This window comes from Curtobacterium sp. MCLR17_032, from assembly GCF_003234795.2.
Classification (GTDB): domain Bacteria; phylum Actinomycetota; class Actinomycetes; order Actinomycetales; family Microbacteriaceae; genus Curtobacterium.
Window position 1 is genome coordinate 2,144,287 of record NZ_CP126268.1, and the last position, 18,476, is coordinate 2,162,762.

The 18,476-nt window shown below is 71.8% G+C and carries 20 protein-coding genes and 2 pseudogenes; 11 read left to right on the top strand and 11 right to left on the bottom strand.

Annotated features, from left to right (window positions below; translation table 11 throughout):
• Positions 1-105: 105 nt before the first annotated feature.
• Positions 106-804 (top strand): FadR/GntR family transcriptional regulator, encoded by a 699-nt coding sequence (locus DEI97_RS10100; RefSeq protein ID WP_111073659.1) that lies wholly within the window; start codon positions 106-108, stop codon positions 802-804.
• 20 nt (positions 805-824) lie between these two features.
• Here DEI97_RS10100 and DEI97_RS10105 read toward each other — a convergent pair whose 3' ends face one another.
• From DEI97_RS10105 to DEI97_RS10125, 5 genes are all read right to left on the bottom strand, one after another.
• The gene (locus tag DEI97_RS10105) at positions 825-1,433 is read right to left on the bottom strand and encodes a GNAT family N-acetyltransferase (protein WP_111073660.1); all 609 of its coding nucleotides are present in this window, start codon (positions 1,431-1,433) and stop codon (positions 825-827) included.
• A 23-nt stretch (positions 1,434-1,456) separates the two neighbouring features.
• On the bottom strand, positions 1,457-2,143 hold the full coding sequence (locus DEI97_RS10110) for a uracil-DNA glycosylase (RefSeq protein ID WP_111073661.1): 687 nt from the start codon (positions 2,141-2,143) through the stop codon (positions 1,457-1,459).
• A 2-nt stretch (positions 2,144-2,145) separates the two neighbouring features.
• Positions 2,146-2,865: a Type 1 glutamine amidotransferase-like domain-containing protein gene (locus DEI97_RS10115; RefSeq protein WP_181439130.1), complete on the bottom strand. Its 720-nt coding sequence runs from the start codon at positions 2,863-2,865 to the stop codon at positions 2,146-2,148.
• Positions 2,862-3,392, bottom strand: coding sequence for a phosphoribosyltransferase (locus DEI97_RS10120; protein ID WP_181432864.1), 531 nt, complete (start codon positions 3,390-3,392; stop codon positions 2,862-2,864). Before DEI97_RS10120 ends, DEI97_RS10115 begins: the two co-directional genes overlap by 4 nt.
• Before the next feature lie 113 nt (positions 3,393-3,505).
• Entirely contained in the window at positions 3,506-4,282 is a 777-nt protein-coding gene (locus DEI97_RS10125) for an SDR family oxidoreductase (protein ID WP_111073663.1), read from the bottom strand.
• A gap of 86 nt (positions 4,283-4,368) precedes the next feature.
• Here DEI97_RS10125 and DEI97_RS10130 point away from each other — a divergent pair, with 86 nt between their 5' ends.
• Complete coding sequence (locus DEI97_RS10130; protein WP_111073664.1) at positions 4,369-5,460, top strand: acyltransferase family protein; 1,092 nt, start codon at positions 4,369-4,371, stop codon at positions 5,458-5,460.
• Between the two features lie 33 nt (positions 5,461-5,493).
• Here the strand turns inward: DEI97_RS10130 and DEI97_RS10135 are convergent.
• Both DEI97_RS10135 and DEI97_RS10140 read right to left on the bottom strand, forming a co-directional pair.
• Positions 5,494-5,635: pseudogene (locus DEI97_RS10135) on the bottom strand (DivIVA domain-containing protein); the annotation flags it as partial.
• Between the two features lie 63 nt (positions 5,636-5,698).
• Positions 5,699-5,782, bottom strand: a pseudogene (locus DEI97_RS10140) (DivIVA domain-containing protein); the annotation flags it as partial.
• Positions 5,783-5,989: 207 nt separating this feature from the next.
• Here DEI97_RS10140 and DEI97_RS10145 point away from each other — a divergent pair.
• The 5 genes from DEI97_RS10145 to DEI97_RS10165 all read left to right on the top strand — a co-directional run bounded on the left by DEI97_RS10145 (position 5,990) and on the right by DEI97_RS10165 (position 12,158).
• A complete protein-coding gene (locus DEI97_RS10145) occupies positions 5,990-7,318 on the top strand; it encodes a bifunctional o-acetylhomoserine/o-acetylserine sulfhydrylase (protein ID WP_111073666.1) in 1,329 nt (442 codons plus the stop codon).
• A 172-nt stretch (positions 7,319-7,490) separates the two neighbouring features.
• Complete coding sequence (metX, locus tag DEI97_RS10150; RefSeq protein ID WP_111073667.1) at positions 7,491-8,690, top strand: homoserine O-acetyltransferase MetX; 1,200 nt, start codon at positions 7,491-7,493, stop codon at positions 8,688-8,690.
• Positions 8,691-8,872: 182 nt separating this feature from the next.
• The gene (locus DEI97_RS10155; RefSeq protein WP_111073668.1) at positions 8,873-10,030 is read left to right on the top strand and encodes an ATP-binding protein; all 1,158 of its coding nucleotides are present in this window, start codon (positions 8,873-8,875) and stop codon (positions 10,028-10,030) included.
• On the top strand, positions 10,027-11,343 hold the full coding sequence (locus DEI97_RS10160) for a hypothetical protein (RefSeq protein ID WP_111073669.1): 1,317 nt from the start codon (positions 10,027-10,029) through the stop codon (positions 11,341-11,343). Before DEI97_RS10155 ends, DEI97_RS10160 begins: the two co-directional genes overlap by 4 nt.
• A 143-nt stretch (positions 11,344-11,486) precedes the next feature.
• Positions 11,487-12,158: a response regulator transcription factor gene (locus DEI97_RS10165; protein ID WP_110902095.1), complete on the top strand. Its 672-nt coding sequence runs from the start codon at positions 11,487-11,489 to the stop codon at positions 12,156-12,158.
• Positions 12,159-12,376: 218 nt separating this feature from the next.
• On the opposite strand, the gene DEI97_RS10170 is transcribed toward DEI97_RS10165, so the two are convergent.
• Together DEI97_RS10170 and DEI97_RS10175 are read right to left on the bottom strand one after the other, a co-directional pair.
• A complete protein-coding gene (locus DEI97_RS10170) occupies positions 12,377-13,645 on the bottom strand; it encodes an MFS transporter (RefSeq protein ID WP_111075537.1) in 1,269 nt (422 codons plus the stop codon).
• Between the two features lie 251 nt (positions 13,646-13,896).
• Entirely contained in the window at positions 13,897-14,097 is a 201-nt protein-coding gene (locus tag DEI97_RS10175; RefSeq protein WP_111075538.1) for a hypothetical protein, read from the bottom strand.
• 415 nt (positions 14,098-14,512) lie between these two features.
• Here DEI97_RS10175 and DEI97_RS10180 point away from each other — a divergent pair, with 415 nt between their 5' ends.
• The 3 genes from DEI97_RS10180 (at position 14,513) to DEI97_RS10190 (ending at position 16,007) form a co-directional block, all read left to right on the top strand.
• On the top strand, positions 14,513-14,827 hold the full coding sequence (locus tag DEI97_RS10180) for a hypothetical protein (RefSeq protein WP_181439306.1): 315 nt from the start codon (positions 14,513-14,515) through the stop codon (positions 14,825-14,827).
• A 28-nt stretch (positions 14,828-14,855) separates the two neighbouring features.
• Positions 14,856-15,362 (top strand): hypothetical protein, encoded by a 507-nt coding sequence (locus tag DEI97_RS10185; protein WP_111075540.1) that lies wholly within the window; start codon positions 14,856-14,858, stop codon positions 15,360-15,362.
• Between the two features lie 243 nt (positions 15,363-15,605).
• Complete coding sequence (locus tag DEI97_RS10190; protein ID WP_111075541.1) at positions 15,606-16,007, top strand: hypothetical protein; 402 nt, start codon at positions 15,606-15,608, stop codon at positions 16,005-16,007.
• Between the two features lie 9 nt (positions 16,008-16,016).
• Here the strand turns inward: DEI97_RS10190 and DEI97_RS10195 are convergent, their stop codons facing one another.
• Both DEI97_RS10195 and DEI97_RS10200 read right to left on the bottom strand, forming a co-directional pair.
• Positions 16,017-16,325: a thiamine-binding protein gene (locus DEI97_RS10195; RefSeq protein WP_111075542.1), complete on the bottom strand. Its 309-nt coding sequence runs from the start codon at positions 16,323-16,325 to the stop codon at positions 16,017-16,019.
• Between the two features lie 70 nt (positions 16,326-16,395).
• Positions 16,396-17,661, bottom strand: coding sequence for a glycosyltransferase family protein (locus DEI97_RS10200; protein WP_220039230.1), 1,266 nt, complete (start codon positions 17,659-17,661; stop codon positions 16,396-16,398).
• A gap of 67 nt (positions 17,662-17,728) precedes the next feature.
• On the opposite strand from DEI97_RS10200, the gene DEI97_RS10205 reads away from it, so the two are divergent.
• A complete protein-coding gene (locus DEI97_RS10205; protein WP_258376748.1) occupies positions 17,729-18,469 on the top strand; it encodes a YceI family protein in 741 nt (246 codons plus the stop codon).
• Positions 18,470-18,476 lie beyond the last annotated feature (7 nt).

Genomic DNA, 18,476 nt, shown 5'->3' on the forward strand with positions numbered 1-18,476 from the left:
ACTACATCGTCGTCGTCCGCGCGCCACCCGGACCTGGGCGCAGTCTGCCGCTGCAATGGACACCGCGTCACACATCCGCGTGACCAGGACCGTCGAGGAGGAACGATGCCGACACCCGGCGGCCTGCACGCCCACGTGCTCGACACACTCGGTCAGCGCATCGTCGACGGCACCCTCGCCCCCGGCACGGTGCTGCGGCCCGACGACGTCGTCGACGAGTTCGGCGTCTCGCGGTCGGTCGTCCGCGAGGCACTGCGCGTCCTGCAGTCGCTCGGCCTGGTCGAACCGCGGCAGCGCGTCGGCACGCAGGTGCAGCCGTCGACGCGGTGGGAGCTCCTGGCGCCGTCGGTGATCCGGTGGCGCGGGGCGTCCGGCGCCTACTTCACCCAGCAGCGCGAGCTGCTCGAGCTCCGCCTGGGCATCGAGCCGGTCGCCGCCTGGCTGACCGCCGACCACGGTGGCGCGGCGGCCGACGCCGTGCTGGCCGCGGCCGAGGACATGGTCGCCGCCGCGGCCGCCGGCGACGGACGCGCCTACCTCGACGCCGACGTCCGCTTCCACCGCGCCCTGCTCACCGGGTCCGGCAACACCGTCTTCGCCCACTTCGCGGGCACCGTCGAGGCACTGCTCCGCACCCGCACGAGCGAGTCACGCGACACGATCACCGGGTGGACGGCCGAGGCAGCGGCCCGGCACGAGGCCGTCGGTCGGGCGGTCGTCGGCCGGGAGGCACGGGTCGCCTCCGACGCAGCCGCCGACCTGGTGCGCACCACGCGCGACGAGTTCGTCGCCGAGGCCGGCTGACCGCTGGCCAGCCGGTCTCGTCAGCGGCCGCCGAACAGCGGCTTACGGGTGGTCCGCAGCCGCAGCCGCATGGTGACCGTGCCGAGCCACCGGTCGTACTTGTAGCCGACGCGCCCCATCCGCCCGACCTCCTCGAAGCCGAGTCGCTCGTGCAACCGGATCGAGGCGTCAGCGGACCGGTCGGCGATCACCGCGATCACCTCGCGCACCCCGACCGTCCGGCAGGCGTCGAGCAGCGCCTCCATCAGCGCCCGTCCGAGCCCCTTGCCGCCGGCCGCGGCACCGAGGTAGATCGAGTCCTCGACCACCCGGTTCGACCGGTCTCGGATGTTCCACGGCTCGACGAGGGCGTACCCGAGCACCTGGCCGGACGGGTTCTCCGCGACCAGGAACGGCAGCTTGCGGCGCTGGACCTCGTCGAACCGCTTCTTCCAGGCGGCGAAGGTGAACGCCGCCGCGTCGAAGGTCACCGACGAGTTCCGCACGTAGTGGGTGTGGATCTCGCGGACCTCGGGCAGGTCGGCAGCGGTGGCGGGACGGATCGCGTAGGCGAACCCCGACTCGACCGGCGCCGGGGCACGCAGGTGCCGCGGCAGGACCCGCCGCTGCTGGTATTCCTCCTCGAGCACGACCCGAGCCTACGGGAGGCACGTCACACGTCGGTCGGCAGTGTCCAGTCGACGGGGTCCGCGCCCTGGGCGACGAGCAGGTCGTTGACGGCCGAGAACGGTCGGCTGCCGAAGAACCCGCGCGAGGCGCTGAGCGGGCTCGGGTGCGCCGACGCCACGACCGGGGTGTCGCCGAGGAGTGGGCGGACCGATGCGGCCTGCGCGCCCCAGAGCACCGCGACGAGCGGACGGTCGCGGGCGACGAGCGCCTCGACGGCGCGCTCGGTGACGGCTTCCCAGCCCTTGCCGCGGTGGCTTGCGGGTTCGCCGACGCCGACGGTGAGGACCCGGTTGAGCAGCAGCACGCCCTGCTCGGACCAGGCACGCAGGTCGCCGTGCGGGGGCGGCGTGACGCCGAGGTCGTCGTGGAGTTCGCGGTAGACGTTCTGCAGGCTGCGCGGCACCGGGCGGACGTGCGGGTCGACGGCGAAGGACAGCCCGATCGGGTGCCCGGGCGTCGGGTAGGGGTCCTGTCCGACGACGAGCACCTTCACCCGGTCGAACGGGTCCTCGAAGGCGCGGAGCACGGCGGGACCGGCGGGCAGGTACGGTCGCCCGGCGTCGGTCTCGGCTCGGAGCCAGGCCCCGATCCGGTGGACGTCGTCCTCGACGGGCGCGAAGGCAGCCGCCCACCCCGGGTCGACCAGGTCGGCGAGGGGCTTCGGCTGCACGCTCAGGCGCCCATGGTGGCGACCGAGACGGACTCGTCGCCCGCCACCACCCGCCAGACGCTGCCGGTCCCCCGGACCTCGAGCGCGCCTTCGCCGACGACGAGGGTGGTGTCCTCGTCGATGGCCAGGCCTGCGGTGACGAACTCGGCCTCGGCCGCGGCGACGAGTCGGGCGAGGGTGCCGGCCTGGACCGCGTGGACGTCGATCGTCAGGTCGACGAGTCCCAGCCCCTCGCGGAGCTCGACCTCGTCGAGGCCCTCGGAGGCGGACTCGGGGCAGACCTCGACGCCACCGATGCGGAAGCCTCCGACCAGGGCGCGGTCCGCGGCGATCATCGCGCCGGCGGAGTAGCCGAGGTAGGGCAGCCCGTCGGAGACGAGCAGGCGGATCTGGTCGACCAGCGGGGCGACGGCGTCCAGGTAGTCGGGGGTCCGGCCACCGTTCACGACCAGGGCGTCGACGTCGCTGAGGACCGTGGTGTCGAAGACCCCGCCCGCGGCGACCTCGGTGACCAGGACCTCGGCGGCACGGGACCCGCCGAGCACCTCGGCGATGTCGGCGGTCGAGGACGGCGAGGACCCGTCGGCGCCGGCGACGGAGAGCAGTGCGATGCGCGGCACGGTCCGCCCGACGGCGGCGGAGCGTGCGGTGGCCTCGGCGGTGAAGGCCGCGGCGGCGTCCGCGGCGACGAAGGGACCGCCGCCGACCAGGTGGATGCTCACGATTCGGCCGTCACCGGGGCGAGGGCGCTCCACGGGAACGTGATCCAGCCGTCGACGCGACGCCAGACGTGGTCCGGCTCGAGGACGGTGCCGGGCTTGGAGTACAGGCACGCGCTGCGGACGTCGGCTCCGGCGGTGCGGATGATGTCGACGACCAGGGCCAGGGTGCGACCGGAGTCGGACACGTCGTCGACGACCAGGACCCGCTTGCCGGCGAGGCTCGGGGCGTCGAGGGCCGGTGCGAGGACGACGGGCTCCTCCAGGCGCTGCTCGACGTCGGTGTAGAACTCGACGTTGATCGAGCCGCACTCCTTGGTGCCGAGGGCGTAGGCCACGGCTCCGGCGATGATGAGCCCGCCGCGTGCGACGGCCACGACGACCTCGGGCTCGAAGCCGGCGGACAGGACGTCCTTCGCGAGCAACCGGGCGGCGTCGCCGAACTCGAGCCAGCCGAGCACCTCCGGTCCGCTCGTCACGGTCACGGTCGACGAGGCGGGAGACTCCGCGGGTTCGCTGCTGATCGGCATCCGCCCACGGTACCGGCAGGGATGCTCCGCCCGCGACCCGCGATGCCCACCCGGGCGCTGCGCCACCCGCGTGCCGCGCCCCGGGCACCGCCGGCCCGGCGCGCTGTCGGTCGCTACGCCTTCGGGGTCAGCGGCCCGCGCGCGAGCTTGTGCTGCGCCGACTGCGCCACCGGTCGGACGGTCACCAGGTCCAGGTTGACGTGCGCCGGCAGTTCCACCGCGTGCACGATCGCCTCGGCCACGTCGTCGGCGACCAGCGGCGCCTCCACCCCGTCGTAGACCGCGGCTGCCGCGTCGCTGTCCCCGCCGAACCGCACGAGTGCGAACTCGTCGGTCTTCACCATGCCGGGGGCGATCTCGACGACACGGATCGGTTCGCCGTTGAGCTCGAGTCGGAGCACCCCGACCAGGGCGTGCTCGGCGTGCTTCGCGGCGACGTAGCCGCCGCCGTTCTCGTAGGCGACGAAGCCCGCGGTGCTCGTGACGGTGACCACGTCGGCACCACCGACCTCGGCCGCGCGTCGGCGGAGCGCCGGCAGGAGGGCCGCCGTGACGCGCTTCGTGCCGAGCACGTTGACCTCGAACATCGCCCGCCAGTCGTCGACGTCGCCGTGCTCGACCGAGGCCGACCCGAACGCTCCCCCGGCGTTGTTGACGAGCACGTCGACACCGCCGAGTTCGTCGATCCGTGCGGCGAGCGCCGTCACGTCGGCGTCGTCCGTGACGTCGACGACCAGGGTGTCCGCACCGGTCTCCGCGGCGAGCGCCTCGAGCCGGTCGGCGCGGCGGGCCACGGCGAGGACGTCCCAGCCGTGCTGGCGGAACAGGCGGACGGTGGCGGCGCCGATGCCCGAGCTGGCTCCGGTGACGACGGCTCGACGTGTGCTCATGGTGCTCCTCGTGGGTGGGCGTCGGTGGCGGCGCGGAGGCAACGCTACCGACACGGGGGTGGCTGCCGGACGGTAACGTGCGGAGGATGACGACGGACGCCGCGCCTCCCGCGCCCTCTGCCCCGGCCGGGGCGCTCGATCCGGGTCGGCTGAAGCGGCGCATCCCGATGTGGGACACGGCCAGGTTCCTGGCGGTGACGCTGGTGGTGATCGGGCACGCGATCCAGCGGCAGACGACGGGCAGCGAGCACGCCCTGGCGCTGTACACGTTCATCTACGCGTTCCACATGCCGGCGTTCGGGGTGATCAGCGGGTACTTCTCGTCGGCGGACACCCCGACGGCGAAGCGGATGCGGCGGACGTTCACGGACATCGTGGTGCCGTACATCATCATGCAGACGATCTGGACCGTGGTGCAGGCGGTGGTGGAGGGCGGCAAGGAGTTCAACCCGACGAAGCCGACGTGGACGCTGTGGTTCCTGTTGGCGCTGGGGATCTTCCGGCTGATCCTGCCCTACCTGGTGCAGCTGCGGTGGCCGCTGGTCTGGGCGGTGGTCCTGAGCATCGGTGTGGGCTACTTCGACAACGTGGACTCGACGCTGTCCCTGGGTCGGGCGATCAGCCTGTTGCCGTTCTTCCTGCTCGGCTGGCAGGTGAAGCAGTGGGGGCTGTTCGACCGCTGGTACGAGGCGTCTCGTCGCACGGTGGTGCGGGTGCGGGTCGCTGCCGGTGCGGTCTTCGCGGGGTGGGCGGTGTCGTGTGCGCTGTGGATCCCGCAGTTCAAGGAGTTCGACCTGCACCACTGGTTCTTCTACGACGACTCGTACTCGGGCCTCGGTGAGGACGCCTGGTGGGCCGGAGCGGTCCGGTTCGGCCTGATGCTGCTGGCGACGCTGCTGACGGCGTCGTTCCTGGTGCTGGTCCCCCGACGGAACGTCTGGCTGACGCAGTTCGGCGCGGCGACGATGTACGTGTACCTGCTGCACACGTTCCTGCTCTACCCGATCCGCGAGTCCGGCGTGCTGGCGGGTGAGCACTCGGCGTGGCCGTTCGTGCTGCTGATGGTGCTGGTGGCGTGCGCGGTGAGCCTGTTCCTGGCGCAGCCGTTCGTGCGGCGCGGGATGCGGTGGTTGCTCGAGCCGAAGGTCGACTGGCTGTTCCGCCGCGATCCGGCCTAGTCGCGCCGGGTACTGGTCGCGCCGGGTCCTAGTCGCGGCCGAGTCGGCGGAGTTCGTTGACGACTTCGTCGAGGAAGTCGTCGACCTGGTCCTGGTCGTAGCCTTCGCGCCACTTGGTCGCCCGGAAGCGGGCACTCTTCACGTCTGCTGCGCGGAGGGGCTTGGCGGTCGCCAGGGGGCCGGTCGTCGGGACCGGGCTGCCCTCGACCACGGTCAGGGTCACCTGGATCCGTGCGAGCAGGTCGTCGACCTCCTGCTGGTCGTACCCGTTCCGGAACTTCGTCGGCATGAACCGCTTGTCCGCCACGTCCTGTGCGCGCATGTCGTCCCCCTCGGTCGGCGTCGGTGCCCCTCGATCCTGGCACGGGTCGGTCGTCGTCGCGTTACGTCTGACGACGCTCGCGCTGGTGCCCGCCCGGCCGTCTGCGTACCGTGACGGTCGACGCACAGGTGCGGCGGTCCTCCCGGCCGGCGCGCTTGTCGATGCACGTGTCGACCCGACGAGCACGGTGACGGACAGGAGATCCTGATGACCAACGACGCAGCCGCCTGGCGGTTCGAGACCACGCAGGTGCACGCGGGTGCCGCACCGGACCCGACGACGGGTGCCCGGGCGACGCCGATCTACAAGACGACGTCCTACGTGTTCGAGAACTCGGACCACGCCCGTGACCTGTTCGCGCTGGCACAGCCGGGCAACATCTACTCGCGGATCATGAACCCGACGAACGACGTCGTCGAGCAGCGCATCGCGGCGCTCGAGGGCGGCACCGGGGCGTTGCTCGTGTCGAGCGGCCAGGCGGCAGAGACCTACGCGGTGCTCAACATCGCCGGGGCCGGCGACCACATCGTCTCGTCGTCGTCGATCTACGGCGGCACGTACAACCTGTTCAAGTACACGCTGGCGAAGCTCGGCATCGAGACGACGTTCGTCGAGGACCAGGACGACCCGGCGGAGTGGCGTCGCGCGGTCCGTCCGAACACGAAGCTGTTCTTCGCCGAGACCATCGGCAACCCGCGCATCAACGTGCTGGACATCGAGACCGTCGCCGGCATCGCGCACGAGTCCGGGGTCCCCCTGGTCGTCGACAACACGATCGCGACGCCGTACCTGATCCGGCCGTTCGAGCACGGTGCGGACATCGTGGTGCACTCGGCGACGAAGTTCCTCGGCGGGCACGGCACGGTCATCGGCGGGCTCATCGTCGACGGCGGCACCTTCGCCTGGTCCGAGCACGCCGAGCGGTTCCCGGAGTTCAGCACCCCGGACCCCTCGTACCACGGGGCGGTGTTCTCGCAGGCCGTCGGTGACGGACTGGCGTACATCACGAAGGCCCGGGTGCAGCTGCTCCGTGACCTGGGTGCGTCGAACTCACCGGACACGGCGTTCGCGCTCCTGCAGGGCATCGAGACGCTGAGCCTGCGGATCGAACGGCACGTGTCGAACGCGCAGGAGATCGCGGAGTGGCTCGACCGGCACCCGGACGTGGCGACGGTGGCGTACGCGGGACTGCCGACGAGCCCGTGGTACCCGGCGGCGACGAAGTACGCGCCGCGTGGTGTCGGGGCAGTGCTGTCCTTCGAGCTCAAGGGCGGCGTCGACGCGGGCCGTGCCCTGGTCGACGAGCTGCAGCTGTTCTCGCACCTGGCGAACATCGGCGACGTCCGTTCGCTCGTGATCCACCCGGCGTCCACGACCCACTCGCAGCTGACGCCGGAGCAGCAGCTCACCACGGGCGTCACGCCGGGCCTGGTGCGCCTCTCGGTCGGCATCGAGAACGTCGAGGACCTCAAGGCCGACCTCGAGGCCGGGCTCACCGCGGCCCGCGCCGTCGCCCAGGCGGGCCAGCGCGCCTGACCCGGCCCGCGCCTCCCGGCTGACGCCCTCGCGGAACGCAACCCGGGCGGCTCCTCGCAGCGGTACTCCGTTGCGGCGAGTCGCCCGGGTTGCGTGTTGCGGGGTGGCCACGCGCCGGAGGTGACGTAACACGGCGGCGGGCGGGCGTGCCTCCGGCGAGAATGGACGCACGATGGACTGGCAGACGACCCCTGAGGACTCCGTGCCGTCCACGATGGTGCCCGGCGCCGAACTCGGCACCCTCGGCAAGCCGCCCGTCACCGGCGCCTGGCGGCCGGGCGACCCGCCCGGTGCCCGGCGGTTCGCGTCCCTCGGCGAGCAGTTCGTCCGTGGCGGCCGGATCCCGTCGGTCCGGGTCGCCTACGAGACCTGGGGCACGCTCTCCCCCGCCGCGGACAACGCGGTGCTGGTGTTCCACGCCCTGACCGGTGACTCGCACGTCGCCGGCCCGCCAGGGCCCGGACACCGGACCGCCGGTTGGTGGGGCGACGTCGTCGGCCCCGGCCGCGCGATCGACACCGACCGCTGGTTCGTCGTCGCCCCGAACATGCTCGGCGGTTGCCAGGGCACGACCGGTCCGTCCTCGCTGTCGCCCGACGGGGTCGAGTGGGGCTCGCGGTTCCCGTTCGTGACGATCCGCGACCAGGTCGCCACGCAGCTGCGCCTGGCCGACCGGCTCGGCATCGACCGGTTCGCCGCCGTCGTCGGCGGGTCGATGGGCGGCATGCACGCCCTGGAGGCCGCGATCACCGCCCCGGATCGCGTCGCCCGACTCGCGGTGCTGGCGAGCACCGCGCAGACCACCGCCGACCAGATCGCCGCGAACTCCCTGCAGCGGGCCGCGATCCAGATGGACCCGGGCTACGCCGGCGGTGACCACCACGACGCCGAGCCCGGCGAGGGCCCGCACCGTGGCCTGGCACTCGCGCGACGGATGGCGATGATGACGTACCGCGCGTCGGACGAGCTCAACGGCCGGTTCGCCCGCTCGTGGCAGAGCGACGTGTCCCCGCTCGGTGACGACGGACGGTTCTCGGTCGAGAGCTACCTCGACTTCCACGGCAACAAGTTCACCCGGCGATTCGACGCGGCCTCGTACGTGGCGCTCACCCAGGCGATGGACTCGCACGACGTCGGTGCCGGGCGCGGCGGGGTCGCTGCCGCGCTGGCCCGGGTCGCCGCGCGGACCCTCGTCGTCGGGGTGTCCAGCGACCGGTTGTTCCCCGTCGAGGACCAGCACCGGATCGCCGCCGGGGTCCCCGACACGCTGGACGGCGACCAGGCCGCGGTGATCACGAGCGAGTTCGGCCACGACGGCTTCCTCATCGAACACGAGGCCGTCGGGGCGCACCTGCGGCGTCTGCTCGACTGAGCGGGGGGCAAGCCGGTCCCCGGAAGACGGGACAAGCGCAGACCGATCCGTCGACCCCCGCGCGCCGAAGACCCCACGACGGGTGTCGCCCGTGGAATGATGCAGAGTGCACGGTCTCGACCAGTGCTCGGTTCCCCGAGAACCAACCAGCTCTCCCGAACCAGGAACAGCCAGGACCAACGATGGAACTCCTCGCACAGGAACGCGACCGCCTCCTCCGGTCGACGACCCGTGTCGTGGGCATCGTCTGCGCGCTCGTCAGCGTCGTGGGCGTGGCCACGTCCCTCGCCGTGCCTGTGCTGCCGCTCGTCGCCGGGTTCGCCTGCATCGCCGCCATGGTCGGCGCCCTCGTCGCGTTCGGCACCAACGGGTCCACCTGGTGGACGGCCGTCACCGTCGCCGGCGGACTCGGCGCCGTCACCGTCCTCACCGCAGCCGTCGCCCCCGACGACCGCGGTGTCATCGCCAGCGCCCTCGTCCCGCTCGCCGGCGGCGGGCTCGCCTCGCTCCTGATGGCGCAGCGCGGCCACCGCGTCGGACTCGGCCTGGCCGCCGGCGCCGGGGTCGTCTCGCTCGTGCTGATGAGCTGGGCCAGCGGCACCGTGCTCTCGGCCCCGGTCAGCGGCGTCCTGCTCGGCTGGGTCCTCATCGCGGTCATCGCCGTCTGGATCAGCCGGAGCATCCCCCGCGTCGCCCGCCGCATCTACAGCATCGGCACCGCCCACCGCGCCGAACGCCAGGCCAGCGAGACCGAGGCGCAGCGCCGCCAGGGTGCCCGGCTGCTGCACGACACGGTGCTCGCCACCCTCACCCTGCTGGCCCACTCCGGCGTCGGCGTCTCCGAGCACGCGATGCGCGAGCAGGCCGCCGAGGACGCCCGGCTGCTCCGCCACCTGCGCCTCGGTGCCACTCCGCAGCCGCAGCAGTCCGGCGACTACTCGCTCACCCGGACCGAGGAGTCGCCGCTCGGCCAGACGCTCGAGTCCGTCAAGCAGCGCTTCGGCCGGATGGGCCTCGAGGTCGCCTGGCACGGCACCGGGCAGGTGCTGCTGCCGAAGAACGTGCTCGACGCGTTCCTGCTGGCGCTCGGCGAGTGCCTGGAGAACGTCCGCCGCCACGCCGGCGTCCCGGAAGCGCACGTCACGATCGTCCACGACGAGGCGATGGTCCGCGCGATGGTCACCGACTCCGGCGTCGGCTTCGAGCTCGACACCGTCAGCGCCGAACGGCTCGGCTTCAAGGAGAGCGTCGTGAACCGCCTCCGCGAGGTCGGCGGCGACGCCCGCCTGTTCTCCGCCCCCGGTGCCGGCACCACCGTCGTCCTGGAGGCACCCCGATGAGCGGCGTCCCGGAGGACACCATGAGCCGCGGCCTCCCCGGCGAGCAGACCGCACCGCGCACCCGCCGGGAGGCCCGCGAACGCTACCGGGGCACCGAACGTCGACAGGCGCGCGGTCTCCCCTCCACCTCGACCGGCGCCCGCTCGCTCCGGCAGGCGGCCCAGCCCGGCGCCTCACTCGGAGCCGGCCACCTGGGACTCGGCGCCGCCGTGCTCACCGGACTGGAGGCGCTCGGCGGGATCGTCTTCTTCCTCGTGCACTGGGACGACTACACGAACCCCTGGATGACGGCCACCGCCTGGGCGCTGTTCGTGGTCGCCGCGAGCTGTGTCCTGGCCACCGTCCTCACCTACGGCGAACGCCTGACCGGTGTGGCGTTCGGGTTGATCTGCGTCGTCCTCGCCTGCATCGTCACGCTCGACTTCATCGGCATCTGGCCCGAGCACGACGTCGGCCACTTCGCCACCGCGTCGATGGCCGCCGGGTTCGCGCTCCTGCCGATCACGACCCTCCGGCCCGCCCGCGAGGTCATCGCCGCCATCGTCGCCCTGGGCCTGGCGTTCGTCGTCTACGCCGCGGTCTCCACCCCGCTGACGACCGAGACCCTGCCCGGCATCGTCACGATGCTCGCGGTCACCGTCGTCCCGCCGTCCGTGGCCCTGTTCGTCGTGCACCGCTTCCGGCAGCTCGTGCAGCGCGAACTCGACCGGGTGCTCGTACAGAGCAACGTCGGCGCCCCGCAGTTCGCCGTCGGGATGCTCGCCTCGGACGAACTCGCCCGCCTGGACCTGGCCGCCGAGAAGCTCCTCGACGCCGTCGCGAACGGCTCCGACCCGCTGCCGTTGTCCGACGCGTCCGCCTCGGTCGCCGCGTCCCTCGCCACCGAACTGCGCCTGCACCTCATCGAGGGCCGCCGCGAGACCTGGCTGTACCACGCGATCACGGAGTCCGACAACCTCGGCCGCTCCGTCGCCGTCACCGACCCGAGCGCCCTCGCCGGACACCTGACCCCCGCCCAGCGCGACGGTCTGCTCCAGGCGCTGTGGCAGATGGTCGGCGACGGCCGCACCCAGCAGCCCGGCGTGCCCGTCGTCTCGGTCACCCTCGGCCCCGTCGGCAGCGACGGCCACCCCGTCACCGACGACACCATGGACGTGCCCGTCGTCATCGAGTCGCGCGGGGTCCCCCGCCGTCGCCTCGGCCCGGCCGCGTGGACCGCCCTGCAGCGCATCGGCCCGTACACCGACAGCGTCCGCGAGGGCGTGCTGCACGTCACGGCGCACTGCGTCGTCAACCGGCACCCGCAGATGTGACGCACCACGAGCCTCCCGGCAGCGACGCCCCGACGGACGCGAGTGCCGCTACCGGACAACATGGCCAGCCTCCCCGAACCGGACCGACGATCCTCCTAGGATCAGCAGGCCCGGGACGGGCCCACCAGAAAGGACCCTCGCGCATGGCGACTCCAGCAGAACCGATCAGACTCGCACTCGTCGACGACCACCGGATGCTGCTCAGCGCCCTGACCGAGTGGATCCGCAACGCCGCGGACGACATCGCGATGGTCACCGCGGTCACCACCTGGCCGGAGCTGCTCACCAGCCCGGCCTTCCCCGTCGACGTCGTGCTGCTCGACCTGGACCTCAAGGACTCGATCCCGGTGTCGCTGAAGATCTCGACGCTGAAGACCGCCGGCGTGAAGACCGTCGTGATGAGCACCTACTCCGAGCCGAACGTGGTGCGCGAGGCCCTGGGCGCCGGCGCGCTCGGCTACCTCGTCAAGAGCGAGGACGCGGCCATGATCGTCGAGGCGATCCGCGCGGCGCAGCGCGGCGAGCAGTACGTGTCCGCCGAACTCGACCTGGCCATCAACAGCGGGGACGTCGGCGGGGTGCCGAAGCTCAGCGCGCAGGAGCGTCGCGTGATGGCGCTGTACGGCGGTGGCGAGCCGGTGAAGAGCGTCGCCTACCAGCTCGGCATCTCCGAGGAGACCGCGAAGAGCTACCTCAAGCGCATCCGCGAGAAGTACCGGGTCGCCGGGTTCGACGTCGGCACGAAGGTGGCGCTGCGGAAGCGTGCGATCACCGACGGGATCATCGTCCAGGACGGTTCCCCGCACGGGTTGTAGGGGGTCGGGCTGGCTGGCTGGCTGGCTGCCCGCCCGCCCGCCCGTCTCGAGGTCGCACAACACGCCGCTCAGGTCTGACCTGGGCGGCGTGTTCTGCGACCTGGGCGTGACGCCGACGGCACGTCGTGCGACCTCGGGGACGGTCCGTCGGTGCGGTCAGCCTGCGCCGAGCACGCCGGCCGGCCGGGAGGCCCGGGGCCGCGTCCGGCAGGCGGGCGTCAGTGCGAGGACACCGACTCGCGGATCGGGCCGGTGCTGGCCCCCGCGGTCCGGACCGCCGCTGCGCGTCGGTTCGTGCGGTTCTCCACCGCGTAGCTGATCACCGCGACGACGACACCGAGCATCGCCAGGCCGATGCCGAGCCAGCCCGGGGCGACGAACCCGAACCCGGCCGCGATGAGCGCGCCACCGAGGGCCGCGCCCAACGAGTTGCCGAGGTTGAACGCCGAGTGGTTCAGCGCCGCCGCGATCGTCCGGGCGTCACCGGCGACGTCCATCAGGCGGGACTGCACGGCCGGCGGGATCGCAGACGACGTCGCTCCGAGCAGGAACGCGCCGATGAACAGCCCGGCGACCCACTGCGCCGTGAGGACGGTCACGAGCAGTGCCCCGACCAGCGCGAAGAGCCCGACGAAGATGGTGGCCTTGACGCTGCGGTCGGCCAGGAACCCGCCGAGCAGTCCACCGACGACCATGCCGAGCCCGACCACGACGAGCACCAGCGGCACGGCCGACTCCGCCAGCCCGGTGACGTTCTGCACCAGCGGCGAGATGTACGAGTAGACGGCGAAGAACCCGCCGAAGCCGACTGCGCCGAGGCTCATCACGATCCAGACCTGCGGCACCCGGAAGGCGCGGAGCTCTCGGCCGATGGTCGCGTGCACGTCGCGTCCGCTACGGGGCACGAAGAACGAGACGGCGAAGAAGGTCAGGACGAACAGCGCGGCGACGACCCCGTAGGCGGTCCGCCAGCTGGCGACCTGCCCGATCCAGGTGACGGCCGGCACACCGACGACGTTCGCGACGGACAGACCGAGGAGCACGAGGGCGATGCCCTTGCCGCGCTTGCCCGGCCCCATGATGTCGCCGGCGACGATGGAGGCGATGCCGAAGTAGGCACCGTGCGGCAGGCCGGCGACGAAGCGGGCGACGAGCACCAGGCCGAACGAGGGCAGCACCGCGCTGGCAACCGTGGCGACCGCGAACCCGACGAGCAGCACCATGAGCAGGCCCTTGCGCGGGAACTTCGCCGACATCGCAGCGATCGTCGGTGCACCCACGACGACACCGAGGGCGTAGGCGCTGACGAGCCAGCCGGCGTGGGCGACCCCGCCCTCGGGGTCAGCGGCGTACTGGCCGGGCAGCAGGGCCTCGGCGATGTTCGGCAGCAGTCCCATCGCGACGAACTCGGTGGTGCCGATGGCGAAGCCACCCAGCGCGAGGGCGAGGATGGCGAGCGTGCGGCGGGCCGGCGTGAGCTGGGACATGGGACCTGTTCTCGTGCCGGAGCACGGTGGGACGGGCGGGGTGGATGCGGGCACGGTGTCGGCGAGCACGGGCAGGACCGGTGCCGGATCAGTGTAGACCGCTCCAACACGGAGGCGGAAGGGCCGGGCCGAATCGATTCGACCTGGCGCCGAGCGCATCGCTGACACAACGACGAACGCGGCCGTACCGACCGGGATTCCCGATCGGTACGGCCGCGTCCACGGGATGCGGGCCACCGGCCGCACACCACTCAGGCTGCGCGCTGCTCCGACGTCCGCTGCGGGCGCCGAATGGACGTGCCGGACGTGGTCCGCGCCTCCGGCAGTTCGTCCCGGTGCACCCATCCGGTGCCGCACTCCGCGCAGCTGGCCCAGGCGTGCTGGCCGTCGTCGGAGACGTCGATCACGGCCGAGGGGAGGTCACAGTCCGGGCACCATCCGTCGTGCATCATGAGCGGGCTCCTTCCGTCGTGGCTGCCGGTGCTCGTGCACCGGCTGATGGACCCATCACACCCCCGACCGCCGACATCGCCGCAACGTCGGCGGCGTGTCGGGCGGGTGCACACCAGGCCCACACCGGGCTGGTCATCCCCTGTGCGGATCGGTCCTCGCGAGACGGTGTCGACACGGCTGCGTTAGGTTCAGGGGACACGCCGCTTTCCATGGGGGGAACACAACGGTGACTGCACCAACTGAGCTGTTGGCATCCGCATTGCCCGACCTCACGGACGACTTCGCCGCTGGAGTGCAATGGTGAACCGGCGTCGAGCGGCGTGGGTGGCGCTGTTCCCGTCACTCATCGGGTCCTTGACCGGCTGCACCGCACGATCGCAGCCCGCCCCGGAGGACTCCGTGGGCTCCTGGCAGATGCAGGCCGAGAACGGGTCATCGTCAGCGCGCTTCACCATCGCAGCGGACCACACGTACACCGCAGAAGACCTGCCGCGAGCACTCGCCTGTCGGCTCGAGATCGCCGCCGGAAGCCCTCCCGGCTGCCGAGACGGCAGCCCTTCGGTGAGTTTCTCCGGAACGTGGCGGCTGGCGGACGGGAACCCACGCGAACTCTGGCTGGAGTACGACGACTTCCTCGTGCGCAGGGCGATCCGCGACGGCGACGAACTCGGTTTCTTCGTGCGATCAGTCGAGGCGCCACGACCCGACTACATGTTCCACAGGACGTGAGGCTGGCCAGGACAGCTCAGGGGCGCGTGTGATCGAGGAGTTCACGTGGACGGAAGGAGACAGCGGAATGGGAATCCGGATGCGACCGATGGCGATCGTCGCCATCGCTGCGAGTTCGATGCTGCTCGCTGCCTGCACTTCGGGAACCGCTGATCAGAGGGACGGAGGAAGCGACCTTCGCGATCAGTACATCGGGACCTGGACGAGGAGCGCCGATGGCGGCTCGTCGTCGTTGGTCTTGTCTCCCAACGGGACGTTCGAGGCACATGACTTCCCGGCCGTGCTCGTGTGCGGCCGGTCGACTGGAGGACGAGAGATCGACGCGTGCCGCTCGGACCCCGACACGGTCTCTGCCGCCGGGACGTGGTCGATACCGGACGAAGAGCAGGGCACCGTGTGGCTCGACAGCGACGGCCTCAGTTTCAGCACGGCATACCGCAATTTCGACAGCTTCTTCGGCAAGTCCTTCTCCCTCGGCTTCTACACGGGGTCCATCGACAAGCCGAAGCCCGACTACCTCTTCGCCAAGAGATAGACGCTCGATGCGCCCCGCCCGGACGACGTCTTCACACGCGATCCGTCGGGAAGTCGCTGACCGGTCGTCGTTCAGCCCCCGAGCGCCGCTTCGAGCCGCTCGAGCTTGCCGTTACGAGGCTCTCAACCGGGCAGCCGGCGACCACGGCCCCTTCTCGCGGGTCACCGAACGGTTCACATGGAAAGAGGAAGTAGTGCAGTGGTGACAAGACGTCGTGCGGGGATCACCGGAATCCTGGCGGCGATGACCGTGGCGTTGACCGGCTGCACCCTGCCAGCGCAGCCCGGGCCGCAGGACTACGTCGGGACGTGGCGGCTGCAGACGGCGAGCGGGGACGCCGCCGCTCGGTTCGAGGTCGCAGACGACAACACCTACACGGCACACGACATCCCGGCGTCGATCGCGTGCGGGACGGAGGTCTACTCGGGCAGTCCGCCCGGGTGCGCAGATCACCGAGACGCCGTGGACTTCGCGGGGAAGTGGCGGTTGTCCGAAGCCGACTCCAAGGAGCTCCGGTTCTACTTCGCCGACCTCCTCGTGCGGAAGGGGTACCGCGACGGCGACGAGCTCGGCTTCTACACCCGTACTCTCGATGCGCCCCGCCCGGACTACGTCTTCACACGCGATCCGTCGGGGAGCCGCTGATCGGTCGCCTCAGTCCCCGAGCGCCGCTTCGAGCCGCTCGAGCTTGCCGTCGAGCTCCCCCGTGTGCCCGGGCCGGATGTCTGCCTTCAGCACGAGCGAGACCCGGGTACCGAACGGTGCGACGGCCTCGGTCGCGGCCTTGACCACGGCGAAGACCTCGTCCCACTCCCCCTCGAGCTCGGTGAACATCGACGAGGTGCGGTTCGGCAGGCCGGACTCGCGGACGACCCGCACGGCTGCGGCGACGGCGTCGTGGACGGAGCCGTCCTCGGTTGCGGCGGGGCCGCCGGACGGGGCGATGGAGAAGGCGACGATCATGCCTCCATCCTGCCCCGCTGCGCGCCTGCGCGGCGGCGTCATCCCGCGACGGCCTCAGCGCGCAACGACCTCATCGTGCGATGGGGTCCGCGTGCGTCGGGTCGTCGGCCGGACGGGAGGCCCGTGGTGCGATCCCCTGTCGCCACATCCGGACGAGCACCACGACCGCCCACACCAGCACCGCGACCTCGAGGGCGTTCCGCACCGACAGGACGACGAGGATCCACGGCTGCACGGCGAGCACCTGGTCGTAGTAGCCCGGGTACACGAGCTGCGTGAGGAACGCCATCGGCAGCATCGCGGCCCCGACGGGCAGGAACCGCCAGGCGCTCCCCCGCCCGGCGACGAGCCCCCAGACGACCGGCACGGCGAACCACCCGATGTACTGCGGCGACCCGACCTTGTTCGTGGCGATCAGGGCGGCGACGAACAGCAGCGCCAGCACCGGGGCGACCTGGGTGCGGCGGGCCCCGGTCCGGACGGCGAGCAGGGCGAGGACGACGCCGACGACCACGACGGCCGCCATCAGCGGGGTGGACAGTGCGGCGGCGACGGTGGTGCCGGCGCCGGAGACCTCGAAGGTCAGGATCTCGTGGTCGTAGAAGACCGCCGCGCCCGGGACGTGAGCGGCGGCGGCCCAGAGGAACGGCGTGGCGAGGGGTGACTCGATCTGCAGCCCGCGGCCGGTCTGTTCGCCGATGAACGAGAGCAGGTGGGCGGCGCCGCCGAAGAGCACGTCGACCAGGACGACGAGCGCGGTGACGGTGAGGGCCCCGGCGACGACCTCGCCGCGTCGCCCGCGACGGAGGACGAACAGCACGCCGACCAGGGCGGCCGGCCAGACCTTGACCCAGGCGGCGACGGTGAACACGGCCGCGGCGATGCCCGGTCGTGCGGCGACGAAGGCCACCCCGACCAGGGCCACGGCGGTGGCGACGGTGTCGATCCGGCCGAGGCCGATCGGACCGAGGGCCAGCAGGAACACCAGCCACCACCAGACGACCCGGACGCCGAACGCACGGAACCGCCAGAGCACGGCGGCCGCGACGGCGTTCAGCAGCACCATGAGCAGCAGCCACCCGGTACCGATCGACGCGGTGCCGCCGAGGGCCGCGGCCGCCATCGGGACGATCGCCAGGATCGGGTAGACCCAGGGCGAGTCGATGCCGACCCAGAAGTGCGACGACTGCCCGGATTCGATCCACCGTCGGTAGGTGATGGTGACGTCACCGATCGGCTGGTTCGGCACGACGAGCGTCAGGTACCAGAGCACCAGGTGCACCGCGACGAACACCACCCCGAAGACGACGATCTCGGGCCACGGGTTCCTGCGCACCGGACGAGCGTACCGACCGGTCGCCGATCCTCAGCCGTTCCCGAGAGTGACGTGTCACCGTCTCCGGGTGACCTCCGCACCGAACCCGCCGGCCTCGCCGGACGCTCCGGCTCCCCGCCCTCGGCGTCGTCTCGTCATCGTGCTCGTCGTCCTCGTCGTGGTGGCGGTGGTCGCCGTCGTCGCCGTCGCGATCGGCACCCGCGCCTACACGTCGAGCGAGAACGCCAAGGCCTCGGCCACGCCGACGGTCGCCGCCAGCCGCGCCCCGTCGACGCTCGACGCGGCGGACCTGTCCGGCGCGTGGACGGTCGGCAGGGGTTCCGAGGCCGGCTACCGCGTGCACGAGGTCCTCAACGGCTCGGACGTCACCGTCACCGGCCGCACGTCGGAGGTCACCGGGACGGCGACCGTCGACGGCACGACGATCAGCGCAGCGACCATCACGGTGCAGGTCGGGGACATCGCGACGGACTCCGCGCAGCGCGATTCGTACTTCCGTGACTCGGCGCTCGACACGCAGGCGTTCCCCACGGCGACGTTCACGCTCACCCAGCCGGTCTCGGACGCCGTCCCGACGGGCAACGGCACGACGACCGTGAAGGCGACCGGGACCCTCGAACTGCACGGCGTCACGAAGCCGGTCACCGCGACGCTGCAGGTCGGGCTGAACGGCGACGGCGTCGACGTCTCCGGCACGGTCCCGATCACGTTCTCGGACTACTCGGTGCAGGCGCCGAACCTGGGCTTCGTCAAGGTCGACGACGCCGGGTCGGTCGAGTTCCTCGTGCACGCCACGCCGTCGTCCTGACCGGCGC